This is a genomic window from Enhydrobacter sp. (genome assembly GCA_025808875.1).
Taxonomy (GTDB): domain Bacteria; phylum Pseudomonadota; class Alphaproteobacteria; order Reyranellales; family Reyranellaceae; genus Reyranella.
The window spans coordinates 392,990-419,113 of the sequence record CP075528.1 but is presented as its reverse complement, the minus strand read 5'-3'; the positions used below and the strand labels follow the sequence as shown (position 1 = coordinate 419,113).

The 26,124-nt window shown below is 67.0% G+C and carries 21 protein-coding genes; 3 read left to right on the top strand and 18 right to left on the bottom strand.

Annotation, left to right across the window (positions count from 1 at the left end):
- Positions 1-22: 22 nt before the first annotated feature.
- From KIT25_02005 to KIT25_01950, 12 genes are all read right to left on the bottom strand, one after another.
- Positions 23-1,177, bottom strand: a complete 1,155-nt coding sequence (locus KIT25_02005) for a carbohydrate porin (GenBank protein UYN95749.1) — start codon at positions 1,175-1,177, stop codon at positions 23-25.
- A gap of 155 nt (positions 1,178-1,332) precedes the next feature.
- Positions 1,333-2,175 (bottom strand): dienelactone hydrolase family protein, encoded by an 843-nt coding sequence (locus KIT25_02000; GenBank protein UYN95748.1) that lies wholly within the window; start codon positions 2,173-2,175, stop codon positions 1,333-1,335.
- Positions 2,166-2,432, bottom strand: a complete 267-nt coding sequence (locus KIT25_01995) for a hypothetical protein (protein ID UYN95747.1) — start codon at positions 2,430-2,432, stop codon at positions 2,166-2,168. The genes KIT25_02000 and KIT25_01995 overlap by 10 nt, the downstream gene beginning before the upstream one ends.
- Positions 2,433-2,452: 20 nt before the next feature.
- Positions 2,453-3,862 carry a dihydrolipoyl dehydrogenase gene (locus KIT25_01990; protein ID UYN95746.1) on the bottom strand — a complete coding sequence of 470 codons (1,410 nt, stop codon included), beginning with the start codon at positions 3,860-3,862 and terminating at the stop codon, positions 2,453-2,455.
- A gap of 2 nt (positions 3,863-3,864) precedes the next feature.
- Complete coding sequence (gene odhB, locus KIT25_01985) at positions 3,865-5,088, bottom strand: 2-oxoglutarate dehydrogenase complex dihydrolipoyllysine-residue succinyltransferase (GenBank protein ID UYN95745.1); 1,224 nt, start codon at positions 5,086-5,088, stop codon at positions 3,865-3,867.
- A gap of 12 nt (positions 5,089-5,100) precedes the next feature.
- A complete protein-coding gene (locus KIT25_01980; GenBank protein UYN95744.1) occupies positions 5,101-8,001 on the bottom strand; it encodes a 2-oxoglutarate dehydrogenase E1 component in 2,901 nt (966 codons plus the stop codon).
- Positions 8,002-8,053: 52 nt separating this feature from the next.
- Positions 8,054-8,929: a succinate--CoA ligase subunit alpha gene (sucD, locus tag KIT25_01975; protein ID UYN95743.1), complete on the bottom strand. Its 876-nt coding sequence runs from the start codon at positions 8,927-8,929 to the stop codon at positions 8,054-8,056.
- Positions 8,929-10,125 (bottom strand): ADP-forming succinate--CoA ligase subunit beta, encoded by a 1,197-nt coding sequence (gene sucC, locus KIT25_01970; protein ID UYN95742.1) that lies wholly within the window; start codon positions 10,123-10,125, stop codon positions 8,929-8,931. The genes sucD and sucC overlap by 1 nt, the downstream gene beginning before the upstream one ends.
- A 162-nt stretch (positions 10,126-10,287) precedes the next feature.
- Positions 10,288-11,253, bottom strand: a complete 966-nt coding sequence (gene mdh, locus KIT25_01965) for a malate dehydrogenase (GenBank protein ID UYN95741.1) — start codon at positions 11,251-11,253, stop codon at positions 10,288-10,290.
- A gap of 113 nt (positions 11,254-11,366) precedes the next feature.
- Complete coding sequence (locus tag KIT25_01960) at positions 11,367-12,227, bottom strand: alpha/beta hydrolase (protein ID UYN95740.1); 861 nt, start codon at positions 12,225-12,227, stop codon at positions 11,367-11,369.
- Between the two features lie 4 nt (positions 12,228-12,231).
- On the bottom strand, positions 12,232-13,125 hold the full coding sequence (locus tag KIT25_01955) for a dienelactone hydrolase family protein (GenBank protein ID UYN95739.1): 894 nt from the start codon (positions 13,123-13,125) through the stop codon (positions 12,232-12,234).
- A 66-nt stretch (positions 13,126-13,191) separates the two neighbouring features.
- The gene (locus KIT25_01950) at positions 13,192-14,349 is read right to left on the bottom strand and encodes an AFG1 family ATPase (protein UYN95738.1); all 1,158 of its coding nucleotides are present in this window, start codon (positions 14,347-14,349) and stop codon (positions 13,192-13,194) included.
- A 51-nt stretch (positions 14,350-14,400) separates the two neighbouring features.
- Between KIT25_01950 and fmt the strand changes: the two genes are divergently transcribed.
- Together fmt and truA are read left to right on the top strand one after the other, a co-directional pair.
- Complete coding sequence (gene fmt / locus KIT25_01945; protein ID UYN95737.1) at positions 14,401-15,360, top strand: methionyl-tRNA formyltransferase; 960 nt, start codon at positions 14,401-14,403, stop codon at positions 15,358-15,360.
- Positions 15,361-15,363: 3 nt separating this feature from the next.
- The gene (truA, locus tag KIT25_01940) at positions 15,364-16,152 is read left to right on the top strand and encodes a tRNA pseudouridine(38-40) synthase TruA (protein UYN95736.1); all 789 of its coding nucleotides are present in this window, start codon (positions 15,364-15,366) and stop codon (positions 16,150-16,152) included.
- Here the strand turns inward: truA and KIT25_01935 are convergent.
- The 5 genes from KIT25_01935 to KIT25_01915 form a co-directional block, all read right to left on the bottom strand.
- Positions 16,102-16,686, bottom strand: a complete 585-nt coding sequence (locus KIT25_01935; protein ID UYN95735.1) for a hypothetical protein — start codon at positions 16,684-16,686, stop codon at positions 16,102-16,104. The genes truA and KIT25_01935 overlap by 51 nt on opposite strands.
- Before the next feature lie 9 nt (positions 16,687-16,695).
- Entirely contained in the window at positions 16,696-17,895 is a 1,200-nt protein-coding gene (gene dapE / locus KIT25_01930; GenBank protein UYN95734.1) for a succinyl-diaminopimelate desuccinylase, read from the bottom strand.
- Between the two features lie 108 nt (positions 17,896-18,003).
- On the bottom strand, positions 18,004-21,660 hold the full coding sequence (locus KIT25_01925) for an AAA family ATPase (GenBank protein UYN95733.1): 3,657 nt from the start codon (positions 21,658-21,660) through the stop codon (positions 18,004-18,006).
- Between the two features lie 38 nt (positions 21,661-21,698).
- A complete protein-coding gene (locus KIT25_01920; GenBank protein ID UYN95732.1) occupies positions 21,699-22,358 on the bottom strand; it encodes a DsbA family protein in 660 nt (219 codons plus the stop codon).
- A gap of 56 nt (positions 22,359-22,414) precedes the next feature.
- Positions 22,415-23,500 carry a DUF721 domain-containing protein gene (locus KIT25_01915; protein ID UYN95731.1) on the bottom strand — a complete coding sequence of 362 codons (1,086 nt, stop codon included), beginning with the start codon at positions 23,498-23,500 and terminating at the stop codon, positions 22,415-22,417.
- Positions 23,501-23,528: 28 nt separating this feature from the next.
- Between KIT25_01915 and mutY the strand changes: the two genes are divergently transcribed.
- Positions 23,529-24,581, top strand: a complete 1,053-nt coding sequence (gene mutY / locus KIT25_01910; protein ID UYN95730.1) for an A/G-specific adenine glycosylase — start codon at positions 23,529-23,531, stop codon at positions 24,579-24,581.
- Positions 24,582-24,690: 109 nt separating this feature from the next.
- Here mutY and KIT25_01905 read toward each other — a convergent pair whose 3' ends face one another.
- Positions 24,691-25,779 (bottom strand): site-specific DNA-methyltransferase, encoded by a 1,089-nt coding sequence (locus KIT25_01905; protein ID UYN95729.1) that lies wholly within the window; start codon positions 25,777-25,779, stop codon positions 24,691-24,693.
- Positions 25,780-26,124 lie beyond the last annotated feature (345 nt).

The following is a 26,124-nucleotide window of genomic DNA, read 5'->3' as shown; positions in this document are numbered from 1 at the left end:
CGCCGATACTATACGCGCACGGCTAGAACAGCGCCGCCACCCGAATCGAGAATACCGCCGCGAGCTGCTGAGCGGGCGTCAATGCCGGCTGAAAGTAGAGCTGCACGTCGGGCGTGATCTGCAGGCGCCGGAAGACCGTCCAGGCCCAGTAGAGTTCGATCATGGTCTCGCTGGGGCGCGCGAAGGTTCCGCCATAGAGTGCCTGGTTTGTGCGATTCCAGGCAAAGCCCAGGCCGATCTGGTCGAGCGGATCCCGGCCGAGCGGATCGTTGTAGACTGCGCCGCCGGCGATGGACGACTGGATGTACCAGCTGGAGTTCCACGCCGTGTTGGCCCGCACGAAAACGCCCCAGTGCGGGCCGATCGGCTGGGACGCGCTGAACGACAGGCCGGAACCGGCTTGAGGTTGAGCCGTGACGCTCGGCAGATTGTAGTACAGCAGCGAATACTCCCCCTGACCGAACGCGGGAACAGTCGGCGACCAGGCGAGATAGCCGAACCAGGCGTACTGGCCTCGTCCGACCGTATCGAACAGGATGTAATTGGCAGCAACGTTGTTGGCGTCCTGGAAACCCGCGGCAAAAGTCACGTGGGCGACCGGGCCGACCTGCACGTAGGCGCCGAGGCTGCCTGTCGAGTAGTTCTGGCTGCCGTTCTGCGCCAGCGAGTAGCCGAGGAAATTGACCTGCTGATCGTTGGCGTAGGCATTGCCATCGAAGTTGGCAAAGGGAAACTGCCCGATGGTCAGGGCGAACCAATTGCCCGGCAGTGCATGCGTGTAGCTGAGCTGGCTATAGGACGGTGCACTTGTCGGGAAGTCGTTGATCGCGCTGTTGAGGTTGAGGCGACCCTGCAGGCTGGCGCCGGTGGCACCCGACCAGTATTGGGGCGCGTTGTAGGCGAACTGGAACGATCCCGTGCCGATCCGGCCCTCGTGGACCTTCCAGTGGATCGACGGGGTGAACAGGCCCTGGACGGCACCGTAGCCGCCATCCGGCGTCCCCCACTGGCCGGTGCCCGACGCAGTCATGGTGAAGGAAAGGCCCATCACGTCCTCGATCTGCTTCTTCGCGCGCTCGTACCGCGTGACCGCGTTGTCGACCTGCTGCTCGAGTGTCTGTCCCGCGCGCGCCTTGCTCGCGCGCAGCCTGTCATGGACCCTGCCGACGTGGCGCATGTCCGACGATGGCGAAGCCTGGCCCGGAATCGCGGGCGATGTGGGGATCTGCGCGCCATCCTGCGCCAAGCCATCGAACGCGACAAGCAACGGGACGGCGATCAACCCGCCGAGTGAATACCTGGCTCGCATGCGGCCCCCAACCGCGGCCCGCGCTATGGCTTGAACGCCTCGGTCAGGAACGCTTGCACGTCGACCACGAACCGCCTCCAGGAGGGCTCGTGGGCACCGTAGTGCGCACCACAGCAACCACCGGGCTTGCTGCGGTTGCCTGCCCCCGACAAATAGCGCACCGGAAGTCCAAGCGCATCGAAACTGTGATGCGCGCCTTCGTAAATCTTGACCTCGATCAAGCCGCGATCTGCGGTCACGCGGCCCAACACGGCCTGGCACTGCCCGATCGGCGTCCAGTCGTCGAGCTCGGCCAGGGCGAACAGGGTCGGCTGACGCGGCCAAAGGTGCGATCCCAGTGCATCCGCCAGTGCGCAATCGGGATAGACCAGGATGGAGGCGCGCCAGGCCGGGAGATCGCGCACCGGTGGCCCGGCGGCGAAGGCCCGCAACATCGCGACACCTCCGCCATAGGAGTAGCCCATGACGGCGAGCCGCGTGGCATCGGCGAAGGATTGGTCCTCGAGCCATTGCCGCGTGGCATCGATGTCGAGGGCACGCTTCTCCGCGTCCGCCTGCGACGGCCAGTTCCGACCGCAGGCATCCTTGATGCCTCGGGAAGAGAAGCTGTCGACCACCAGCGCGCCGTAACCCCAGTCGCGCAGAAGCCCGGCCATCCGCGCATTGTTCATGCCCGGTCCACCACAGCCGTGAAAGATCGCCACGACGGGTACTCGCTCCTGTCCCGCAGGCCGATACAATTGAGCGGGAATGTCGATCCTTCGCTCGGCCAGGTCGGCGCGGACGCGAACGTTCTGCTGGGCCACTGCCGGCGACAGGCAGGCCAGCAGCAGAACAATACCAACGATCGTCCGCGTCACTTCCATGGATCGGTCAGGTCCTCGAACTCCTTGAGGTGACTCGGCGCCCAACGATGGTCGCGTGCCCGCATGATCCAGCGATTGACGAACGGCCAGCGCCGCCGCGCGCCCTTGACCCACAGCCGGCCCGTTCGGAACTCGGTCGCGAACAGATAGAGCGCGATGATGAAGAAGATCCAGCCCTGCAGGAAGGGCAGCAATCCGCCGATCACCGACATCGCCAGGCAACCGGCGATCGCCAACGCCATCAGCGGCTTGCGCATTGGCTACCGCCTCCGGCGGCTCACAGATGGATCGGCCTTTCCCACGCCGCCAGCGCCGCCTCCTTCAGCGCCTCACTGACGGTGGGATGGGCATGGCAGACACGGCCGATGTCCTCGGCCGACGCCCTGAACTCCATGGCGAGAACCGCTTCGGCTATCATGGTGCCGGCTTCCGCACCGATGATGTGCACGCCCAGAACCTCGTCCGTCGCCTTGTCTGCCAGCACCTTCACGAAGCCCTCGGTGCGGCCGTTGGCGCGACTGCGCGGATCGGCGGTAAAGGGGTACTTGCCGATCTTGTAGGCAACGCCTGCGGCCTTGAGCTGTTCCTCGGTTTTGCCGGTCCACGCCACCTCCGGCTGAGTATAGACGACCGATGGAACGAGATCCCAGTTCACGTGTCCCTTCTGGCCGGCAATGGTCTCCACGCAGGCGACTCCATCCTCACTCGCCTTGTGGGCCAGCATGGGACCGTCGATGACGTCGCCGATGGCATGGATGCCGGGCACCGAGGTCCGGAACTGGTGGTCCACCTCGATGCGGCCGCGCGCCGAGAGCTTCACGCCAACCTTGTCGAGGCCGAGGCCTTCGACATGCGGCCGTCGCCCGATGCAGACGAGAACGACGTCGCTGTCGACGGTCTCGGCGGCACCACCTTTCGCGGGCTCGATCGTCAAGGTCACGCCGGAATCGCCCGACTCGGCCCCGGTGACCTTCGAGCCCATCTTGAACTTCAGCCCCTGCTTCTGCAGGGCGCGCTGGAAGTGCCTCGTCACTTCGTCATCAATGCCCGGCGCGATGCGGTCGAGGAACTCGACGACCGTGACATCCGACCCGAGCCGACGCCAGACCGAGCCCAGCTCCAGGCCGATGATACCGGCGCCGACCACGACCAGTCGCTTGGGCACCTCCGCGAGCTCGAGCGCACCGGTAGAAGACACGATCCGCTTCTCGTCGATCGCCACTCCCGGCAGCGGCGTCACTTCCGAGCCTGACGCGATCAGGACGTTCTTCGCCGACAACATTTCCGTGACGGCACCGTCGTCGCTGACGACCGCGACGGAATCGACCGCCTCGATGCGGCCGATGCCGCGATAGGAGGCGATCTTGTTCTTCTTGAACAGGAACTCGATGCCCTTGGTCGTGGCACCGACCACCTCGGTCTTGCGCTTCATCATCTGCGCGAAGTCGAGTGATGGTGTCCCGACCTTGATGCCGTGCTGCATCAGGTCGTGTGCCGCCTCCTCGAACAAGTGAGAGGACTGCAGCAGCGCTTTCGACGGGATGCAGCCGACATTGAGGCAGGTGCCGCCGAGCGTGGCACGCTTCTCCACGACGGCCACCTTCATGCCGAGCTGGGCGGCGCGGATCGCCGCGACGTAGCCGCCCGGTCCGGCGCCGATCACGACGAGATCGAATGCATCGGCCATCGTCAGATCCCCAGCAGCAGACGCTCGGGATCCTCGATACACTCCTTGACCCGCACCAGGAAGGTGACGGCCTCACGACCGTCGATGATGCGATGATCGTACGACAGAGCGAGGTACATCATCGGTCGCAGCTTGATGTCGCCGCCCATCGCCATGGGCCTTTGCTGGATCTTGTGCATACCGAGAATGCCCGATTGCGGCGGGTTGAGAATCGGCGTCGACATCAGCGAGCCGTAGACGCCGCCGTTGGAGATGGTGAAGGTCCCGCCCGTCAGGTCGGCGATGGTGAGCTTGCCGTCGCGCGCCTTACGCCCGAGCTCGCCGATCGTCTTCTCGATATCGCCGAACGACAGCGCGTTCGCGTCGCGCACGACGGGCACCACGAGACCCTGCGGCGTGCCGACGGCAACGCCGATGTCGTAGTAGTTCTTGTAGACGAGATCGTCGTCCTCGATCTCGGCGTTGACCGACGGCAGCTCCTTCAACGCCACGATACAGGCCTTGACGAAAAAGGACATGAACCCGAGGCGGGCACCATGCTTCTTCTCGAAATCGTCCTTCAGCCGCTCGCGCAGCGCCATGACGTTCGTCATGTCCACCTCGTTGAAGGTGGTGAGCATGGCAGCGGTGTTCTGCGCCTCCTTCAGACGGTTGGCGATGGTGCGCCGCAGGCGCGTCATCTTCACCCGTTCCTCACGGTCCGCGCGGGGGCGCGGGCCGGTCGGCACCGGCTTGGCGATCGGTGGCGGTGCGGATTGCGCCGCAATGGACGAGATCGCGGCCATCACGTCCGCCTTGGTGGCACGGCCGTCCTTGCCCGAAGGCTGGATCGCCGCTGCAGGCACCGTCTTCTCTTCGGCCAGCTTGCGTACGGCAGGACCCGATGAGGCGAGATTGGAGGCGCTGGCCGGTTGCGCTGGCGTTGCGGCCTTCGGCGGTGACGCCGCCGCAGGGGGTGGCGGCGCCGCAGGCCGCACGGCTCCGGAAGCGCCTGCCTCGATGTGGCACAGCACGCCTCCGACCTGGACCGAAGCCCCCTCCGCAACCGCCAGCTCGACGATGGTTCCGGCGACGGTCGCATTGACCTCGACGGTCACCTTGTCGGTCTCGAGTTCGCACAGCGGCTGGTCGACGCTCACCTGATCGCCCGCCTTGACCAGCCATTTGGCAACAGTTGCCTCGGTGACCGATTCACCGAGCGCGGGAACCTTGATCTCGACAGCCATGGCCTGCTTCCTTCAGAGCGTCAGCGCACGATCGACCAGATCGGCCTGTTCCTTCAAATGCGTCCGCGCCGAGCCGGTTGCCGGCGAGGCGGCCTCCGCCCGACCGATATAGACCGGTCGCCTGGCCTTGACGTCGAGGCTCGCGAGGGCGCGCTCGATGCGCCGGTCGACGAAATGCCAGGCGCCCATGTTCTCGGGTTCCTCCTGGCACCACACGACCTCTGCATTGGGATACTGCGAGAGCCGCACGCCGAGCCGCGTGAAGGGAAAAGGATAGAGCTGCTCGATACGGATGATGGCGATGTCGTCGATCTTGCGCTTGCGCCGCTCCGCCACCAGGTCGAAATAGACCTTGCCGCTGCACAGCACGACGCGGCGGATCGCACCGTCGTCGGCCAACGCGTCGGTCTCGGCGAGGATGCGGCGGAACGACGAGCCCGGCCCGAAGTCCGCCGCCGTCGACACGCAATCCTTGTGACGCAACAGGGACTTCGGCGTCATGACAATCAGAGGCTTGCGGAAGGTACGGCGCATTTGCCGGCGCAGGGCGTGAAAGTAGTTCGCCGGCGTCGTCGGCGCGATCACCTGCCAATTGTCTTCGCCGGAAAGCTGCAGGTAACGCTCGAGGCGTGCCGAGCTGTGCTCCGGTCCCTGCCCCTCGTAGCCATGCGGCAGCAGCATCACCAGACCCGACATGCGCAGCCACTTGCTTTCGGCGGAGCTGATGAACTGGTCGATGATGACCTGCGCGCCATTGGCGAAGTCGCCGAACTGCGCTTCCCAGAGCACCAGGGCATTGGGCTCGGCGAGCGAATAGCCGTACTCGAAGCCGAGCACACCGGCTTCCGAGAGCGGACTGTCGATCACCTCGAGATGGGCCTGGCCCTCGCCGATATTGTTCAACGGGACGTACTTGGCTTCGTTGCTCTGGTCGACCAGCACGGAATGGCGCTGCGAGAAGGTGCCGCGACCGGAATCCTGTCCCGAGAGGCGCACCGGCGTCCCCTCGACCAGCAGCGAACCGAAGGCCAGTGCCTCCCCGGTCGCCCAGTCGATGTCGCGGCCCGTATCGATGGTCTTGCGCTTCTCCTGCTGGAGACGAACGATCTTGCGGTTGAGATCGAAGTTCTTCGGCGGCTCGGAGATCGCCATGCCGACCTTCCTGAACAGGTCCAGATCGATGGCGGTCTGGCCCTTGCGGTCCTCCTCGCCCGGCGCGACCGTGAAGCCCGCCCACTTGCCTTCGAGCCAATCGGCCTTGTTGGGCTTGAAGTTGGTCGCCGCTTCCAGTGCGGTGTCGAGTTTCTCGCGCAGCTCCGCGTCCATCCCGGCGACTTCGCCGACGTCGACGACGCCTTCCTGCTGCAACCGCCCGGCATAGACTTCCTTCACCGTCTTGTGGCCGCCGATCTCCTTGTACATCAGGGGCTGGGTGAACATCGGCTCGTCCGACTCGTTGTGGCCGTGCCGCCGATAGCAGAACATGTCGATGACGATGTCGCGCTTGAAGTGCTGGCGAAACTCCGTCGCGATTCGCGCGCAGTGCACGACGGACTCGGGGTCGTCGCCGTTGACGTGCAGGATCGGTGCCTGAACGATCTTGGCGACCTCCGTACAATAGGGCCCCGAGCGCGAGTAGGTCGGCAGCGTGGTGAAGCCGATCTGGTTGTTGACCACGAAGTGGATGGTGCCGCCGATGCGATAGCCGCCGAGATCGCTGAGATCGAGCGATTCGGCGACCAAGCCCTGGCCGGCAAAGGCGGCATCGCCATGCATCAGGATCGCCATCACCTGGCTGCGATCGGCGTCGCGCCGCTGGTCCTGCTTGGCGCGCGCCTTGCCGAGCACCACCGGATTGACCGCCTCGAGATGCGACGGGTTCGGCGACAGCGACAGATGGACGGTGTTGCCGTCGAATTCGCGATCCGCGGAAGCGCCCAAATGGTACTTTACGTCGCCCGATCCGCGCATCTCCTCAGGCTGGGAAGAGCGACCCTGGAATTCCGAAAAGAGTGCCGTGTAGCTCTTGTGCATGACATGAACGAGGGTGTTGAGGCGGCCGCGATGGGGCATGCCGATCATCACTTCCTTCACGCCGAGCTGACCGCCTCGCTTGAGGATCTGCTCGATGGCCGGGATCAGCGATTCGCCGCCGTCGAGGCCAAAGCGCTTGGTGCCGACGAACTTGACGTGCAGATAGCGCTCCAGCCCCTCGGCCTCGACCACGCGCCGCAGGATCGCCTTGCGACCCTCGACGGTGAATTCGGTGTGATTCTCGATGTGCTCGATGCGTTCCTGGATCCACGCCTTCTGGTCGGGATCGGAGATGTGCATGAACTCGACGCCGATCTTGCCGCAATAGGTCTTGCGCAGCCGCTCCATGATCTGGCGCAGGGTTGCCGAATCGCCCAGCGCCAGCGAGCCGAAGATGAGAATCGGCCGATCCCAGTCGGCCTCGCCGAATCCGTAGGCGGCCGGATCGAGCTCCCGATGCGGCGCCTGACGCACCAAGCCCAGCGGGTCGAGGTCCGCCTCGAGATGACCGCGAATGCGATAGGCGCGAATGAGCATCAGGGCGCGCGCCGTGTCGTGCGCTGCCGCGCGGATCGTCTCTTCGCCGGCACCGGCCATTGGCATGGCAGGCGCGGCGGCACCGTTGCCGGCCTTCAAGTTGCGATTGGCGGCAGCGCGCGGCAGCTCCGCGTCGGGCACGTCGATGACGCGCGCGCCGCGCGGCGCCCAGGAGGCACCGCGGGCCTCCGCCAGCACATCGCCCCGCTCCTCGGCCAGCGCCTCGAAGAAGGTGCGCCAGTCGGCGTCGACCCGGCTCGGATCCTCGAGGAAGCGCGCGTAGAGCTCTTCGATGAACGGCGCGTTCGCGCCGAACAGGAACGATGTCTGCTCTGCCTTCATGGCTCCAAACTCCTCGGCCATCCTCCTCGGTCGCGAGGAGGAATCGGGTCGATCAGCCCTTCATCGCCTTAAGCATCTCCTCGCCCAGGGCGGCCGGCGAGTCGGCGACCCTGATGCCCGCCGATCGCATGGCCTGGACCTTGAACTCCGCCGTGTCCTGGCCGCCCGAAATGACGGCGCCGGCATGGCCCATGCGACGTCCCGGCGGTGCGGTGCGACCGGCGATGAATCCCACCACCGGCTTCCTGGTCTTCGACGCCTTGACGAACTCGGCGCCCTTGACCTCGGCGTCACCGCCGATCTCGCCGATCATCACAATCCCCTGTGTCTCCGGATCGGCGATCAGCATTTCCAGGCACTCGACGAAGTTGGTGCCGTTCACCGGATCGCCGCCGATGCCGATGCAGGTGGTCTGGCCGAGGCCGGCGGCCGTCGTCTGAGCGACGGCCTCGTAGGTCAGCGTCCCCGAACGCGAGATGATGCCGATCCTGCCGCGCTTGTGGATGTGCCCCGGCATGATGCCGATCTTGCATTCACCGGGCGTGATGACGCCGGGGCAGTTGGGTCCGATCAGCCGCGACTTCGAGCCGGTCAGGGCGCGCTTGACCTTCACCATGTCGAGCACGGGGATGCCTTCGGTGATGCAGACAACCAGTGGCAACCCTGCGTCGACCGCTTCGAGGATCGAATCGGCCGCGTAGGGGGCCGGCACGTAGATCACGCTCGCCGTTGCACCGGTCTCGGCAACCGCCTGGGCCACCGTGTCGAATACTGGCAGGTCGAGATGCTTGGTGCCGCCCTTTCCCGGGGTGACGCCACCCACCATCCTGGTGCCGTAGGCGATCGCCTGCTCGGAATGGAACGTGCCCTGGCTGCCGGTGAAGCCCTGGCAGATGACCTTGGTGTTCTTGTCGACCAGAACGGCCATCAGTTGCTCTCCTTGACCGCCTTGACGATCTTCTCGGCGGCATCGGCGAGATGGTCGGCCGACGTTATCTTGAGACCGGACTCCTTCAGGATCTTCTTGCCGAGCTCGACGTTGGTGCCTTCCAGGCGGACGACCAGCGGCACGTGCAGATTGACCTCGCGCGCCGCCGCGACCACGCCTTCGGCTATGACATCGCAGCGCATGATGCCGCCGAAGATGTTGACCAGGATGCCCTCGACGTTGGGATCCTTGAGGATGATCTTGAAGGCCGCCGTCACGCGCTCCTTCGTGGCGCCGCCGCCGACGTCGAGGAAATTCGCCGGCTCGGCGCCGTAGAGCTTGATGATGTCCATGGTCGCCATGGCAAGCCCGGCGCCGTTCACCATGCAGCCGATCTGACCATCGAGCTTGACGTAGTTCAGCGCGTACCTGGCGGCCTCGGTCTCGGCGGGATCCTCCTCGTCGACGTCCCTCAGCGCCTCGAGATCCTTGTGGCGATAGAGTGCGTTGTCGTCGAAATTCATCTTGGCATCGAGCGCGATGACCTCGCCGGCGCCGGTCACCACCAGCGGATTGATCTCGATCAGCGAGCTGTCGAGTTCCGTGAAGGCCTTGTAGAGGCTCTCGAGCAGGTGGACGAAGTCGCCGACCTGCTTGCCGCCGAGGCCAAGCGCGAACGCGATCTTGCGGCCGTGGAAGGCCTGAAGGCCGCTCGCCGGATCGATCGACTGCTTGACGATCTTCTCCGGCGTCTCATGCGCCACCGTCTCGATGTCCATGCCGCCCTCGGTCGAGGCGACGACGGAGACGCGGCCGGCCGCCCGGTCGACCAGCAGCGAGAGGTACAGTTCGCGCTCGATGTCGCAGCCTTCCTCGACATAGAGGCGTTTGACGGTCTTTCCGGCAGGGCCGGTCTGCTTGGTGACCAGGTCGTGGCCGAGCATGGCTGCCGCATGCGCGCCCGCTTCTTCGATCGACTTGGCGATGCGCACACCGCCTTTGCCATTGGGGTCGTTCTTGAATCGACCCTTGCCCCGGCCGCCGGCATGGATCTGGGCTTTGACGACGGTGACGGGGGCGCCGAGCTTGCGGGCCACGTCGATTGTTTCGTCCCGGGTATAGGCGACGCCGCCCTTGAGCAGGGGGACGGCGAACTTGGCCAGCAATGCCTTGGCCTGATACTCGTGGATGTTCATGAAGCCCTATCGCTCGGAGGCTCGGGGACGGTGAGCGAAAATCACACGCTCACCATTAGTTTTTATTTGCAACTAACTGATGGTTGCGGCACTTTATGGGTGCCGCACGCCCTTGGCAACGCCGGACTCGGTCATTCAACGGTCATTCGACGAAGGTCGAACTCACCCCCCGGCGACGATCTTCCTGGTTGCCTCCACGAGGGATTTCACAGCGGCCACCGACTTGTCGAACATCGCCTTTTCCTCGGCGTTGAACGACACCTCGACGATCTTTTCCACGCCGCCTTTGCCGATCACCACGGGCACGCCGATATAGAGGCCCTTCACGCCATACTGGCCGGTCAGCAAGGCGGCGCATGGCAGCACCCGCTTCTTGTCGCGCAGATAGGACTCCGCCATCTGGATGGCCGACGCCGCCGGCGCATAGAAGGCCGAACCCGTCTTGAGCAGGCCGACGATCTCGGCGCCGCCGTCGCGCGTGCGCTGGACGATCTTGTCGAGCTTCTCCTGCGTGGTCCAACCCATCTGCACGAGGTCGGGCAGCGGGACGCCGGCGACGGTCGAATAGCGGACCAGCGGCACCATCGTGTCGCCGTGGCCGCCCAGGACGAAGGCGGTCACATCCTCGACCGACACACCGAACTCCTCGGCGAGGAACAGGCGGAAGCGCGCGCTGTCGAGCACGCCGGCCATGCCGACGACACGATTGGCCGGCAGGCCCGTGACCTCCTGCATGAGGCCGACCATGGCGTCGAGCGGATTGGTGATGACGATGACGAAGGCGTTGGGTGCGTTCTCCTTGATGCCCTTGCCGACGGCGCTGATGACCTTGGCGTTGATGCCAACCAGATCGTCGCGGGTCATGCCCGGCTTACGCGGCACGCCCGCGGTCACGATCACGACGTCGGCGCCGGCGATGTCCTTGTAGTTGGCGGAGCCCGAGTAGCCCGCGTCGAAGCCCGCGACCGGCGACAGCTGCGCGATGTCCAAGGCCTTGCCCTTGGCGATGCCTTCGGCGTCGGGAATGTCGAACAGGACGATGTCGCCCAATTCCTTCTGACCTGCCAGCAAAGCCAGCGTGCCGCCGATCTGTCCCGCGCCGATCAGCGCGATCTTCTTGCGAGCCATGCGAAATTCTCCGTTATCCCAAGGGCGGCGCGTGGTAGCGCGATTCCCCCCATGCGGCAAGAAGTGGCGGTCGATTGATCTCGTCGATGCGGACTGGCCTGCCTGAACCCATCTCAGATGGGATGCCGTCCGAGGTGCGCGAGCAGCAGATCGGTCGCACGCTCGGCCGCCTGGTCCATGACGAAATGACCGACGCCCCCGAGCACTTCCATGGTGAAGGAACCGCCGATGAACTCCTTCGTGCCATATGCCGCTTCGGGACCGACGGTGGCGTCGACGTCGCCCCAAATGTAGAGCGTCGGCACCTGAATTTGCCCGATGTCGGCGGCGAGGCCTTTGTTGGCGCGGTACCAGGCGAGCGACGCTTCGATGGCCTCGGGCGTGCCCAGCACCGAGAGATGCGCATCGAGCGCCGCCTCCGGCACGCCCTGGCCAAACAGACCCTCGCGCAGCCGACGTGCGTCGTCCGCCAACAGCAGCTTGCCGGTCTCCGGGGCGAGGAAGGCACGGTGATGCTTGGAGCGATCCTTCTGCTTGCCGTCGGGGTTCTCGAGCGCTCGTCGAAACGCTTGCGGATGCGGCCGAGACATCACCGTAAGCGACGCAAGCCGCAGGGCATGCGCGGCGGCGACGCCCCACGAGACCTGGCCGCCCCAATCGTGGCCGACGAGATGGAAGCGCCTGTCGTCGTGACCTGCCGCAGCGGCGATGTCGATCGCATCGGCGACCAGCCTGTCGAATGCGTAGTTCGCAAGATCCGCCGGATCGGGGCGTGCACCCGCCGAATAGCCGCGTTGGTCCGGCGCCACAGCACGATACCCGGCGCCTGCCAGCACCGGCAGTGCCGCGCGCCAGCTATGCCGCGATTCCGGAAAGCCGTGGAGCAGAAGAATGAGCGGACCGTCGGCCGGGCCCGCTACGTCCACCGTGAACGTCAGGCCCGACCGAGTCGTCAAGCGGGTGGTATCGACCATCCCCTCAGGATACGCCGTGCTCTTTGAACCAGGCCAGCGCACGCTTCCAGCCGTCTTCCGCCGCTTCCTTGCGGTAGGACGGACGGTAGTCGGCGTTGAAGGCGTGCGGCATGTCGGGATAGGTGTGAATCTCCGACTTCTTCGCGGCAGCGCTGCCTTCCTTGAGCGCCGCGCGCATCTTGTCGACCGTGTCGTTCGGAATGCCGGTGTCGGCGCCGCCGTAGAGGCCCAGCACCGGGGCCTTGAGATCCTTCGCCAGGTCGACCGGGTGCTTGGGCGTCAGTTCAGACGCCGCACCGACGACGCGCCCATACCAGGCGACCCCCGCCTTCAGGCCGGGATTGTGCGCGGCATAGAGCCAGGTGATGCGGCCGCCCCAGCAGAAGCCGGTGACACCGAGCTTGGCGGTATCGGCCTTGCTTTCTCCCTTGGCGAAGGCGACGCAGGAATCGAGATCGCCCATCACCTGAGCGTCCGGCACCTTTGAGACGATCTCGCTCAGCAGCTTCGGAATCTCGGGGATCTTCATCGGGTCGCCTTGACGGAAGTAGAGCTCCGGCGCGAGGGCGTAGTAGCCCGCCTTGGCGAAGCGGCGGCACAAGTCGGCGATGTGCGCATGCACACCCCAGATCTCCTGGATGACCAGGATCGTGCCAAAGCCCGTGCCTGAAGCCGGATAGGCCCGGTACGCGGCCATCTCCTTGCCGTCCTTGGTCTTGACCTTGACCTCGCCCGCGGTCAGACCGTCGGCCGGCGTGACGATCATGGTCTGCGCTTGTACCGGCTGGACCGACAACGCGAACGCGCTGCCGAGCGCCGCGCCGGTCGCAGTCGCCTTCATTGCGCCGCGTCGCGACAGACCGTGGTCGTCGGGGAAAATCGTGCGATCGCCGTCCATCAAGGCCTCCCTGAATTGTTGACGAGGCGGAGCCTAGGCTGGCCCTTCTTGGGGCCACAATCACAATTAGGCGATGTGCTCCAACGCCAAGTACTCGGGACTCTGCATTTCCATCAGGCGCGACACGGTGCGCTGGAACTCGAAAGCGCCGTCGCCTTCGACATAGAGGCCGGCCGGCGCCGCCGCCGCCGAGCAGATGAACTTCACTTTCTTTTCGTAGAATGTGTCGATCATGGTGACGAAACGGGACGCCTTGTCCTGGCTGTCCGGTCCCATCCTGGGGATTTCCGCCACGATGACCGTATGGAAATGATCGGCGATGCAGAGGAAGTCGGCGGCCCCCATCGGCCTGGCGCACCAGTCGAGATAGTGCGCCATGGCGACACCGGGTGCGGCACGCGGAATGTGCACGTCTCGGCCCTGCGTGCGCAGAACGCGCGGCTCGCCATCCGCGCCGTCGCTCAAAGCGCGGAATGCTTCGTCGAGCTTGGCCTCCGCCCATCGCCCGAGCGGCGTGAGAAACATGTCGAGGTTGCGCAACCGGTCCATGCGGTAGTCCTTGCCACCGCCCAACTCGAGGATCTCGAGGCGCTGCTTGAGCAATTCGATGAACGGCAGGAAGCGGTCGCGCTGCAAGCCGTTCTTGTAGAGGTCGTCGGGCGCGCGGTTCGACGTCGAGATCACCGTGACGCCCTCGTCGAACAGCACCTCGAAGAAGCGGCCGAGGATCATCGCGTCGGCGATGTTGGTGACCTGGAACTCGTCGAAGCAGAGCAGCCGGGTCTCTTGCGCGATCATCTTGGCAATCGGCACGATCGTATCGGCTTCCGGCGGCGCGCCCTTGGCAGCGAGCTCTTCGCGCCGTCGATGCAGGCGGTCGTGCACCTCGAGCATGAACTCGTGGAAGTGCACGCGCCGCTTCCGGGTGATCGGAGCGTCGGCGTAGAACAGGTCCATGAGCATCGACTTGCCCCGGCCGACAGGCCCCCAGATATAGAGGCCGTGCGGGCCGGTCGACGGCTTGTCCGCGCCTCCAAGGCCGAGCCATCCCAGCAGACCACGCCGCGCGGGTCGGACGTTCAGTGCGACCAGCTGATCGTAGGTGGTCTGCAGGCGCCGGACGATCCTCTCCTGCACGGGGTCGGCATGGAGCTGGCCAGCGGCACGGCGCGCGGCGAGGTTGGCGGCAGGTCCCTTGCCGGTGGAAGGGGTGTCGGAATCCATTGCGGGCGCATACCTAGCTCAGCGCGCCGCCGCTGCCTATAAGAGGCCGCGATGAAGCTCGCGTTTCTCGGCACGTCCGATTTCGCCGTACCGGCACTCAAGGCCCTGGCCGACGCCGGCCACGAGGTCGTGGCCGTCTATACGCGCGCACCCAAGCCGGCGGGCCGCGGCCAGCGCGAGCAGAGGACTCCTGTGCACGAGCTGGCGCTTGCGCTCGGCCTGGCCGTCCGCACTCCTCGAACCCTCAGGGGCGAGGAAGAAGCGGCCGCTTTTCGCGCGCTCGATCTGGACGCCGCGGTGGTCGTCTCCTACGGGCACATCCTGCCGCGCGGCTTCCTCGAGGCGCCGGTGCTCGGCTGCATCAACATCCATGGCTCCCTTTTGCCGCGCTGGCGCGGCGCCGCCCCCATTCATCGCGCCATCCTGGCGGGCGACGAGGAAACCGGCGTCACCATCATGCGCATGGACGAGGGACTGGATACCGGCCCGATGCTGCTGGCGGAGCGCACGCCGATCTCTTCGGCCGACACGGCCGAAACGGTGCATGATCGGCTGTCGGCGCTCGGTGCACGCCTTGTCGTGTCGGCACTCGACGGCCTCGTGCAGCGCACCATCGAGGCGGTGCCCCAGCCGGAGGAGGGCGTGACCTACGCCCACAAGATCGGCAAGGAAGAAGGGGCCCTGGATTGGCACCGGCCTGCGGCGGAGTTGGAGCGCAAGGTGCGCGCGTTCCATCCTTGGCCGGGCACGTGGTTCGAGTACGACGGCGAACGCATCAAGGTTCATCGCGCGGCCCTGGCTTTGGCCGGTGGCAAGGCCGGCACCGTCACCGTCGCACGCGACGGCTTGCCGGTCGTCGCTTGCGGCGTTGGCGGTTTGAAGTTGCTGAGGCTGCAACGTCCCGGCAAGACAGCCCAGGCGGCCGATGCATTCCTGCGCGGATTTCCCCTGCCCGATGGCGCCATGCTGCCTTCGCCCACCGTCGTGCCCCTTCCGCAAACTCGGCCGTGATCCGTGCCGCGCTATCGAATCACGATCGAGTATGACGGCGGCCCTTTCATCGGATGGCAGCGGCAGGACTCGGGGCCGTCCATCCAGGCGGCGCTCGAGGACGCAGTGCGCGCCTTTTCCGGCGAGCGCGTCCATGTGCAGGGCGCGGGCCGCACCGATGCCGGAGTCCATGCGCGCGGTCAGGTGGCGCACTTCGACCTCGAAGGCCAGCACACGACGGAAAGCGTCCGGGGGGCGCTGAGCTTCCACCTGAGACCCAACCCCATCGTCGTGACGTCGGCGGAGCTCGCGCCATTCGATTTCCATGCCCGCTTCTCCGCAACCTGGCGGCGCTATCTCTACCGCATCCTCAATCGCCGCACGCCGGCGGCGCTCGACCGCGGCCAGGTCTGGCACGTGCCGGTGCCGCTCGACGAGGCGGCGATGGCCGATGCGACCGCCGCTCTGCTCGGACGCCATGATTTCAACAGCTTTCGTTCGGCGTCCTGCCAGGCGAAGTCCTCGCTGAAGACGCTCGATCTTCTCGAAGTGCACCGCGTGGGCGAGGAGATTCGCATCGACGTCGGTGCCCGCTCCTTCCTCCACAACCAGGTGCGCATCCTGGTCGGCACGCTGCAGCTCGTCGGCCGCGGTCAGTGGACGCGGCGCGACGTCGAGGAAGCTCTCGCGGCACGCGACCGTACGCGCGCCGGGCCGACGGCGCCACCCGAGGGTCTCTGCCTCATGGAGGTACGCTACGGTTCAGCCGCCGGGGATCGGCGCGAGGCCGAGGAGGCGGGTGACGAGGAGTGACAGCAGCAGGGATGGCACCCAATTGACCACCAGCAGCAGAACGGACATCCCCCAGCCGACGCCGAGCACGACGCGGGTCGCCATCAGGAACCAATAGAAGAACAAGGCACGCAGGCCCATCTCCACCAAACCGGGAATGGGCATCGGCATGATGGCCGAGACAACCACCGCGGCCACGAGCACGATCACGCCGGGCAGATTGATCCAGTTGAGCGCGCTGATGTAGCGCGGATAGAGGTCGAGCCAGCCGCGCCGCCGTGCGATTTCGTAGAAGATCACCGGGAAGAAGAGCCAGTCGACGACGTATCGCAGGATCTCGACGAAGACGATCTCGATTTCATCAGCCTCGACCGTGACCTCGCTGTAGAAGAACAGGAGATAGATCGCATAGGGCGGTGCCACGAACGCCATGACGCGGAACGACCGCAGACAGGCCTCCAGGGTGTTGTCGAAATGCAGCGGTGCGGTCGGGTCGCGTTGCAGCAGCTTCAACGCGCCCTGCGTGCCGCGGACGATCTCAGCGACGCTCAGCACGCCGGACCCTCAGGAGAAATAGCGGTCGAGAACGGTCTCGTAGACGCGGGCGAGCATCTGGAGGTCGGCGATCGCGCTCTTTTCGTCGACCTTGTGCATGCTTTCGCCGATCAGGCCGAACTCGAGAACCGGACAGTAGGCCGAGATGAAGCGTGCATCCGACGTACCGCCCGTCGTCGACAGCTCGGGTTCGATGCCCGCCACGTCGCGGATAGCGCCAGCGACGAGATCGACCAGCGCGCCGGGTGCGGTATAGAACGACTCTCCCGACACCTCGACCTTCTCGTACTCGACCGCGCCATTGCCGCCCGATGCGGCGTTCGCTCGTTCGATGCGCTCCTTGAGGTGCGCCAGCAAAGTCTTGGAGGTCCACAAATCGTTGAAGCGCGTGTTGAACCGGGCCCGCACGACGCCCGGCGCGATGTTGGTCGCCTTGTTGCCGACGTCGACGGTCGTGAATTGCAGCGACGTCGGCTGGAAGTGCGTGCTGCCCTGGTCGATCGGCTGTCGCACCAGCGCCTCGACAATGGCCGAGAAGCGATGGACGGCATTGTCGAGTCGCTCCGGATAGCCGACATGGCCCTGGATGCCGCGCACGAGGAGATCGACGGTCATGCTGCCGCGCCGGCCGATCTTGATCATGTCGCCGAGGCGCTTCGAGCTCGTGGGCTCGCCGACCACACAGGCATCGATCGCCTCGCCGCGCTCGGCCAGGCGCTTGAGCATCTTGACCGTCCCATTGACCGCCGGTCCCTCCTCGTCGCCCGTGATCAGGAGACTGATCGAGCCGCCGAAGTCCCGGCCGCGGCGTGTCAGGAAGCGCTGGCAAGCCTCGGCGAAGGCCGCAATGGCGCCCTTCATGTCGGCGGCACCCCGCCCGAAGAGGTAGCCGGCCGACAGTTCGGCCGAGAACGGCCCGATGCTCCACGAGGACAGATCGCCGACCGGCACGACGTCGGAATGGCCGGCGAAACAGAAGTGCCGACCGTTGCCGTTGCGATCCTGGCCGACGCGGGCATAGAGATTGGCGACATCGTCCGTGCCCGCCTGGCTGAAATCCATGCGCTCGCAACGAAAGCCGAGCGGCGTCAGAACCTGCTCTAGCAACTGCAGCGCCCCGGCTTCGCGCGGCGTCACGCTTTCGCACCGCACCAGCGCGCGCGTTAATTCGACCACATCGGTAGCGGTGGGAGCGAGGGCGTCGGGCATCACCGGACACTACAACCGCGATCCCGCAAAGAGAAGAGCGCCGGCCCGGGCAAGGACCGACGCTCGAGGCGATATGAGAGGAAGAAACAGTCTTGTTGTTGATTGAACCTATGCCACCAGGCGATCTGCCTCCTGCAGGTTCACCGAGACGAGCTGGCTGACGCCCTGCTCGGCCATGGTGACTCCATAGAGGCGGTCCATGCGCGCCATCGTGACCCGATGGTGGGTTATGATCAGGAAGCGCGTGTCGGTCCGGCCAGAAATTTCCTGCACCAGACTGCAGAAGCGCTCCACGTTCAGGTCGTCGAGCGGTGCGTCCACCTCGTCCAGCACGCAGATCGGCGCCGGATTGGTCATGAACACCGCGAACAGCAACGACAGCGCCGTCAGTGCCTGCTCGCCGCCGGACAGCAGCGACATGACCTGCAGTTTCTTGCCCGGCGGGCTGGCATGGATCTCGAGGCCGGCCTCGAGCGGGTCCTCCGACTCGGTGAGGCGAAGCTCGGCCTTGCCGCCACCGAACAGCTTGGTGAACAGCTGCTGGAAGTGCTCGCTCACCTGCTCGAAGGCGACAAGGAAGCGCTCGCGGCCCTCGCGATTGAGACTCTGGATGCCCTGGCGCAGTCGGCCGATCGCAGCGATCAGATCGTCACGCTCGGTTGTCATGCCGACGATCTGCTGCTCGAGTTCGGCCGCCTCCTCGTCGGCGCGCAGATTGACGGCCCCCATCGTCTCGCGTTCGTGCACCAGCCGTTCCAGCCGGTGCTCGGCCTTGTCGATTTCGGGCAGCTCCTCGAGCGACTGCACCTCGGCAAGGGCCAGCACGCCGTCGGGCTCGCAGCGCAGGCGCTCGGCGATGCGCTCGACCACGGCCTCGCGATCCTTGGTCGCCTGCTCGACCTGACCCTCGCGCCGCACCCGCGCCTCGCGCGCTGCGGCGAGTTCGGCCTCGACCTGCTTCAACGCCTTGTCGGCCTCGGCAAGGCGCGTTTCGCCGACGGCCAGCCGGTCGGCTGCTTGCCGGCGATTCTCCTCGGCCTTGGCGATCTCGTCGCCGAGCGCGACCTTCTTCGCCCCGATCTCCGCCGGCTTGGCGGCAAGCTCAGCGAGTGTCTGAACGATTTGCTCGCGCCGCGCTTCCAGCTCGCCGATCTGGCCGTCGGCATCGGTCAGCCGGCTGCTCCAGCTGGCATGGTCGTGCGCGATGCGGCCGAGCTGCTCGACCCGCATCTCCGATTCACGCGCCAACCGCTCGCAATGACCCTCGGCCTCGACCAGCGCCGCGCGCATCTCCGAGATCCTGGCCCGCAGGACGCCGGCCGCCACACGATCGGCCTGCGTATCGGAAATCGCCGACAGCCGTGCCTGGCGAAATGTCCGGCGCATTTCGACGTCGGCGACCTCGGCCGCGAGGGTGGCCGTCGATTGCTCGACCGCGGCCAGGCGCGTGTGCAACTGATCGGTTTGCCGCGCCACCTCGCTGTGACGGTCGCGTGCCTCGGCGGCGATCCTCTCGGCGGCGGCGACCGCGTCGCGGGCGATCCGCTCGGCCGCACGCGTCGCCTCGCCGGCATCTTGCGTCTTGCGGCGCGCCGCCTCGGTGACGGTGCGCTCGTGCTGGCGCGCCTGCTCGACACAGGTGCGCTCGGCATCGCGGGCGGCGGCCAGCCAGCCCGTCTCGGCCTCGAACCGCGCCTGCCGGGCGGCCTGCTCGATGGCGATCTCCTCAATCTGGCGGCGGATCTCCGCAAGGCGATTGCGCTGGCTGAGCCGGACGGCCGCCGGGAGCGGCGCGCCCGCCTTCATGGTGAAGCCATCCCAACGCCAAACCGCGCCGTCGCGGCTGACCAGCTGTTGCCCCGGGCGCAGGCTGGCCTGCAATTCGGCGCCGACGGCCTCGTCCTCGACGATGCCGATGAAGGCCATCCGCCGCTCGAGCTCGGCAGGAACCTGCACATGGGCGGCCAGCGGCGTGGCGCCCTCGGGCAGGACGGGCGCATCGGCCGGCACGCCGAGCGGCAGCCAGTGGATCGGTGCGCCGCGATCCGACGAGGCTTCGAGGTCCTCGCCGAACGCCGCGCCCAGCGCCTTCTCGAAGCCGGGCTCGACGGTCAGCGCATCGAGCAGCGGCGGCCACAATGAAGCGGCAGACGATTTCAGGGCGGCGGCGACGCCGGCTTCCTCCGCACGCAGCTTGGTCAGTCGCGCGGTGGTCTTCTGCAGCGCATCGGCAGCGGCGGCATGGCTGGCCGCGGCAGCTTCCCGTTCGGCGGCGCGCGCACGCTCCATGTCGACGCGCTCGGCTTCCGCCTTGGCCACCGCGGCGCGCGCGGCCTCCGATTCGTAGCGCTCGGACTCGCGCGCCGCATCGACGCTCTCCTGGCCGCGGCGACGGGCATCGCCCAGTGCGGCGCGGGCCTTCTCGAGCGCCGCCTCGACCTCCGGCAGGGCCGGCAGCGCGGCGAGCTCGCTCTCGATCTGGCGCTGTTGTGCCGCCACATCCTCGCGCCGCGCGGTGAGCCGGCGCAGGCGGTCCAGCAGGTCGGCGATCTCGCGGCCGACGCTGTCGCGCAACGCCTCGTCGTCGGCGATCTGGCGCGTCAGGCGATCGAGCTCGGCTTCGGCCGCAGCGGTGGCCTCATGCGCCTCGTCGCGCGTCCGTTGCGCGGCAGCGGCGCGGTCTTCCTCGCCCACCCGCTCCCGCTCGAGCCGCGCGCGCTGCCCATCGAGATCGGCGATCGCGGTCTCGGCGTCGCCCTTGCGGCCGCGTTCGCGGCCGAGGTCGGAATCGGTCTGCCGCAGGCGGGTCTCGGCGTCGGCCTGGGCCATCGCGACCCGCTCGGCTTCGGCGGTCAGCGCGTCGTGCGCCACGCGCAGCCGCTGCAGGGCGGCGGCGGCGGCGGCCTCGTCATTGCGCAACGGCGGAAGTGTTGTCGCCGCCTCGGCCTGGGCGGTCGTGGCGAGGCCGACCAGCCTGGTCAGATCGGCGACCTGTGCCTCGGCTTCCTTGAGGCGCTCGCCCGCATCGGCCAGTTCGCGCTCCGCGGTGGCGAGCCTGAGCGCGAGCACGGCGGCCTCGGCGCGCCGAATGTGGTCGGAGAGGTTGCGGTAGCGGCTGGCCTGGCGTGCCTGCCGCTTCAAGCCCTTGTGCTGCTCCTCGAGCGCCACCAGCACGTCCTGCACGCGGGCCAGGTTCTGCTCGGCGGCACGCAGCCTCAACTCGGCTTCGTGCCGGCGGGCATAGAGGCCGGTGATGCCGGCGGCCTCGTCGATGATGGACCGCCGGTCGGCCGGCTTGGCGTTGATCAGCGCGCCGATGCGGCCCTGGCTAACCAGCGCCGTCGAGCGCGAACCGGTCGCCGCGTCGGCGAACAGCGTCTGCACGTCGCGGGCGCGGATCTCGCGGCCGTTCACCGAATAGGCCGAGCCATGGCCGCGCTCGATGCGGCGCACGACGTCGAGTTGGTCGGTGTCGTTGACCATCGCCGGCGCGGTGCGCGTCTTGTTGTCGAGCGACAGCATCACCTCGGCGATGTTGCGTGCCGGCCGCGTGCCGGTGCCGGAGAAGATGACGTCCTCCATCTCCGAGCCGCGCATCTGCTTGGCCGAGCTCTCGCCCATCACCCACTTGAGCGCCTCGACGAGGTTCGACTTGCCGCACCCGTTCGGGCCGACGATGCCGGTCAGGCCCGCCTCGATCGCGAGTTCCGTCGGATCGACGAAGGACTTGAAACCGGAGAGCCGGAGTTTGTCGAACTGGACCATCTACACCACGCTTGTCTGGTTAACTTGCTGGGCCTGGCTCATTTGGCGAGCTTGGCGAATTCGGCGTCGAGCTCCGCCACCGAGCGCGAGCCGCGAAAGATCTGGCCGTTGATCAGCAGGGTCGGCGTCGAGCTGACGCCCAATGTCTCGCCGCCGCGAAAGTCGTTGACCACGGCGGTCGCGACCGAATCGTTGGCCAGGCACGCCTTGACCTCGTTGTCGCCCATGCCGGCGATGCGCAGGGAGCGCGCCAGCTCGCCGATCGGGTCGGCGGCGGCGGCCCATGTGCTCTGGCCGCGGAAGATCAGGTCGACGACGGCGAAGTAGCGATCCTTGCCGGCACACTCGGCGAGCTGCGCGGCCTTGGCGGCCACCTGGTCGAGCGGGAAATCGCGGTACACCAGCTTCACCTTGCCGGTGTCGATCCACTTCTTCTTGAGGTCGGGCAGCACCTGGGTGTGGAAATGGGCGCAGTGCGGGCAGGTGAAGGAGGCATACTCGATCAGGGTGATCGGCGCCTTGGGGTCACCCAGCACATGGTCGGTGGCCTGGACGCCGAGCAGCGCCGCCTTGTCCGGCGCGGCAGCGACGGCCGCCGGAGCCGGTCCCGGGGTGCTGGGACGGGTCCCGGAATAGACGCCGAACGCGATCGCGGCCACCGCCACGACGCCGCCGGCGACAATCAAGATATTCCGCATTACCAGCCTTCCTCTCCACTACATCTTGGGAATTGACCCTGTGGGGAGTCAAACGTTTACCGCCCCACCTGGCGTAGAATTCCGGCGATCCCCTCCAGCCCGCCGCCGGGACTGCCGTAATTGTGGTCGTTGATGAACAGGGTGGGCGTGAAGCGCACCCCGAGGGCGTGGCCCGACTGCACATCGGCGACGATCTTGTCCAAAAGCCGGCTGTCGTCGAAGGCGGCTCTCGCGGCCTCGCGCGACACGCCGAGCGTGGCCATGACCTTGACCATCTCGGCCGCCGGATCGGCCGCGGTGAGCCAGTCGAACTGGGTGCGCAGCAGGGCATCGACGGTGTCGTAGAAGTGCTCGGGGGCCCGGCTTTCGGCGAGCAGTGCCGCCTGCGTGGCCACCGCTTCCGAGGGAAAGTGGCGCATGACGAGCTTGAGCCTGCCGGGATCGATCCACTCGCGCTTGAGCGCCGGCAGCACCGCGGCGTTGAAGTTGGCGCAGTGCGGGCAGGTCATGGAGAAATAGTCGATCAGCACGTTGGGCGCCGCGCGGTCGCCCAGCACATGGTCGCTCGGCAGCACGTCGAGCAACTTGGCGGCATCGCCCCCCTGCGCCTCGGCCTCGCGACCGACGGCGACCGCGCCGAGCAGGCCGACGAACACGCCGCGCCGGGTCAGCGTCACCCGGGCACCGAGCCGGGCCAGCGCCGCGCGCAGGTCGGGGTCCTTCACGGTGCTGACGCGATCGGCCAGCCGCGCCGCGAGCTGCGGATCGACCGGTCGCGGACGACCGGGCGCCGGCGGCCGCGGAATGGCGCCCTGGACCAGGCGGATGTCGTCGACCTGGCGATGGCCGAAATGGGCGTTGACGCGTTCGACGATCAACGCGGCGGAATGCTGGACCTCGAGGGCCGCCGCACCCGCCACGCGAAGCTTGAGGACCTTGCCACTCCCCTGCTTGCCGCCGCCCTGCCGGGCGCCGCGGCCGGCCAGCAAGGCGTCGGGCAGGGTGACGCGCGCCAGTTCCGGGCCGACGATCGAGGCCCAGTCGGCGCGCAGGCGGGCGATCGACGCCCCGCGGCCGCGGGCGATGCCCGAGGTCAGGCGCTGCGCCAACCCGCCGACGCTGCGAAAGCCACTGTCGCGCATGGCGCCATGGTAAGACACGGTCCGGCGCATGACCACGATGCACGCCTCACGTTTGCTTGCCTGGTACGACCGTCATCGTCGCACCCTGCCGTGGCGCGCCCTGCCCGGTACGCGCCTGGATCCCTACCGCGTGTGGCTGTCGGAGATCATGTTGCAGCAGACCACGGTGGCGACGGTCGGCGACTACTACCGCCGCTTCGTCGAGCGCTGGCCGACGGTCGGGGCGCTCGCCGCCGCGCCGCTCGACGAGGTGCTCTCGGCGTGGGCCGGGCTCGGCTACTATGCCCGCGCGCGCAACCTGCACGCCTGCGCGCGCGCCGTGTGCGACGACCATGGTGGGCGCTTTCCCGAGGACGAGGCGGCGCTGCTCGCGCTGCCCGGCATCGGCCCCTATACCGCCGCCGCGCTTCGCGCCATCGCCTTCGACCACCCGGCGTCGGCCGTCGACGGCAATGTCGAGCGGGTGATCGCGCGGCTCTTCGCCATCGACACGCCGCTGCCCGATGCCAAGCCCGAAATCCGGGCACGCGCCGGCCGGCTGGTGCCGCAGGCCCGCGCCGGCGACTACGCCCAGGCGATGATGGATCTCGGCGCCACGGTCTGCACGCCGCGCGGCCCGCGCTGCGTCATCTGCCCGCTGATGAAGAACTGCCAGGCGCGCGCCCTGAACATCGCCGACGAGCTGCCGCGCCGCGCGCCCAAGGCCGACAAGCCGACGCGCCGCGGCCTCGCCTTCGTGCTGTCTCGGCCGGACGGCGCCATCCTGCTGCGCAAGCGCCCGCCCCGGGGATTGCTGGGCGGCATGGACGAGGTGCCGTCGAGCGCCTGGCGCGAGGGCAGGCTTCTGATCGCGGAGGCGCTCGAGGAGGCGCCCGTGCCGGCCAACTGGAAGGTGCTCGAGGGCGGCGTGCGCCACACCTTCACGCACTTCCATCTCGAGCTCGCCGTCGCCCGGGCCACCGCCACGACCGCGCGGCTCGCCCGCCTCGCGCCGGGCAGCGCCTGGTGCATGCTCGACCGCATGACCGAGCGGGCGCTGCCCACAGTGATGCGCAAGGTCATCGCCCACGCCCTGAAATAGCCACCGTCCGGCCGGCGTCCATTCCCGGCCGGACGGGTTCGATGCCGATGGCGCAAGGATCTTGGCTGGATCGTCCGGATGTCCGCGCCGTCCGGCTCAGTCCGCCGGGCTACAGCCCCGCCCGCACCTGGCGGCGCAGATGGTCGATCGGCAGGCGCGCGCCGCCGGTCTCGAAGTGCCAGAACGTCCAGCCGTTGCAGGCCGGCGCGCCCTGCACCGCGGCGCCGACCTGATGGATCGAGCCGCGATGCTCGCCGAGCCGGTTCGAGGAGGACAGCGTGCCGTCGGCGCGCACCCGGGCGCGATGCTGCCCGGTCGGGTCGATCAGGATGGTGCCCGGCTCCAGCAACCCCGCCTCGATCAGCACGCCGAACGGCACGCGCGGCTCGGCGCGCTTGCTCGGCTTGGGCAACACATCCTCGGCCGCCAGCGGCTCCACCTCGGCGATCCGCCGACGGGCGAGCGCGGCGTACGTCGGATCGCGCTCCAGCCCGACGAAGCGGCGACCGAGACGGCGCGCCACGGCGCCGGTCGTGCCGGTGCCGAAAAAGGGATCGAGGACCACGTCACCCGGGTTGGACGCCGCCATGAGGCAGCGGAAGAGCAGCGACTCGGGCTTCTGCGTCGGATGCGCCTTCTTGCCGTCCTCGCCCTTCAGCCGCTCTCCGCCGGTGCAGAGCGGCAGCAGCCAGTCGGAGCGCATCTGCAGGCCCTCGTTCAGCTCCTTCATCGCATCGTAGTTGAAGGTGTAGCGCCTGGCCTTGCGCTCGCGCGCCGCCCAGATCAGCGTCTCGTGCGCGTTGGTGAATCGCTTGCCCTTGAAATTCGGCATCGGGTTCGACTTGCGCCACACGATGTCGTTCAACAGCCAGTAGCCCTCGTCCTGCAGCGCCGTGCCGATGCGGAAGATGTTGTGGTAGCTGCCGATCACCCACAGCGTGCCCTCGGGCTTGAGCACGCGCCGCGCCGCCTTCAGCCAGGCGCGGGTGAAGGAATCGTAGCGGGAAAAATCGGCGAACTTGTCCCAGTCGTCGTCGACGGCGTCGACCCGGCTGTTGTCGGGCCGCAGCAATTCGCCGCCGAGCTGGAGGTTATAGGGCGGGTCGGCGAAGACCATGTCGATGGAGGCGGCGGGCAGGGAGTGCATCAGATCGATGCAATCGCCGACGAGGACGCGGTCGAGATGGTCGACGGACATCGGCGGAAGATGAGTCATCCACCGACTCGACGTCAAGAAATTACAATTGATTCAATTGTTTAGAAGATCGATCCACAAGATCGAGTGGTAGTGACGCAGTTTGAAACTAGGGGTGCGAACGGCGTTCGCGAGGCGCGAGACGCAAAGATAGTCCCAACTCCGGATTATCCCCCCTTCCCAAAAAAATGCACGGACCTTGCTTTTTATCGGAAAACGGTAAAAAATGTCAGGAACCATCACCGAGAGTTGTCGTCCATGACCGCAAATCTCGTAATGAAGAAATGGCATTTGGGTGGACGCTCTATCATATCTAGCAGGCTTCAGGCGGAGCCTGGAGAAGCATGG